The following is a 1,483-nucleotide window of genomic DNA, read 5'->3' on the forward strand; positions in this document are numbered from 1 at the left end:
CAATACTTCTCGGTTAAGCCCTATCGTCAAGTAAACTGGTGTTGATTCGTGGATCAGCGAGGGTAAAATTGATGGCACTAAAAGAATTCACCTTAATCAGTCCAGTCATAGAAGCAGCGTCTGTATTTAAAGCACTAGAAACGGCAATACCATCCGCAGCAATTCAACAAGCAATTGGCCAGACTCATAGCCAGCAACAGCGCCAAAGAAAACTACCATCTGAGTTGGTGATCAGTTTGGTGATTGCCATGAGTCTGTGGTCAGCGGTGTCAATGAGAACAGTTCTCAAAAATCTGGTTAATGGTTTAAGCATGAAGTGGGTTCAGTTAGGAGAGTATTGGCAAGTACCAAGTAGTTCCTCAATCAGTGAAGCTCGGCAGCGAGTGGGATGCAGAGTAATGACTCAGCTATTCGAGCTGGTCGTTCGTCCAATGGCTTCGCCACAAACGGACGGGGCTTTTTTGGGTGGATTACGAGTTATGGCAGTAGATGGAACAGTGATAGATGTCCCTGATAGTGCAGCCAATGCCAGAGTTTTTGGGTATCCGGGAACACGTCCCGGGACTAAAGCTGCTTTCCCAAAAGTAAGATTAGTGCTGCTGGTAGAAACAGGAACTCATCTAATTGTTGATGCGTTAATGTGTCCATATCGGATTGGGGAGCGGGTTCGGGTTCAAAAACTCCTCCGGTCAGTAACAGCAGGAATGCTGCTGATGTGGGACAGGGGATTGCACTCTTATAAAATGGTCAATGCGACACTTAAACAATCTTGTCACTACTTAGGTCGATTACCTGCCAATGTCAAATTTGAGGTTGAACAAGTTTTAGAAGATGGCTCTTATTTAAGTTGGATAAATCCCGATGGTAAATCTCGCAAACAAGGTGCAGTAAAAATTCAAGTCAGAATCATTGAGTACACAATTGACTCGGATGCGGAGCCAAAAACTTATCGTCTGATTACCAGTTTGATGGATGTAACGGTTTTTCCAGCTTTATTATTAGCAGCCGAATACCACCAACGATGGGAAATCGAAAGTACAATTGATGAACTTAAAACTCATCTTCTAGGTCGCAAAACTCCCATTCGTTCTCTCAAACCTCGTGAAGTTGTTCAAGAAATTTATGGCTGGCTACTTGGACATTGGTGCATCCGTTGTTTAATGTTTCAAGCGGCCCAAAGAGCGGGAATTTCACCGTTACGGATTGGTTTTACTGGTACTCTGAATGTGATAAGGCGGGCAATTCCTAATTTTCAAAATATTGAACAATCTCAACTATCCCCTTTTTTTTTTCAAGGGCTGATTCGCGACATTTTGGATGAAAAGATCCCAAAACGTCAGGGTCGAAATAATCCCCGCGTTGTGAAAAAACCTCGCTCCAAATTTTTGTCCAAAAAACCTTTTCATAGAGGTACTGGTACTCAGCGCCAGGAGCTTCATTTTTCTATTCTCAGTACCGCTTAGACCTTAACCGAGAAGTATTG

The 1,483-nt window shown here is 43.3% G+C and carries 1 pseudogene; it reads left to right on the top strand.

The features are described from left to right. Positions 1-71 precede the first annotated feature (71 nt). Positions 72-1,298 (top strand): annotated as a pseudogene (locus tag QUB66_RS29605) (IS4 family transposase); the annotation flags it as partial. Positions 1,299-1,483 lie beyond the last annotated feature (185 nt).

This window comes from Microcoleus sp. A2-C3 (assembly GCF_036706065.1).
In the GTDB taxonomy this organism is placed as follows: Bacteria; Cyanobacteriota; Cyanobacteriia; order Cyanobacteriales; family Microcoleaceae; genus Microcoleus.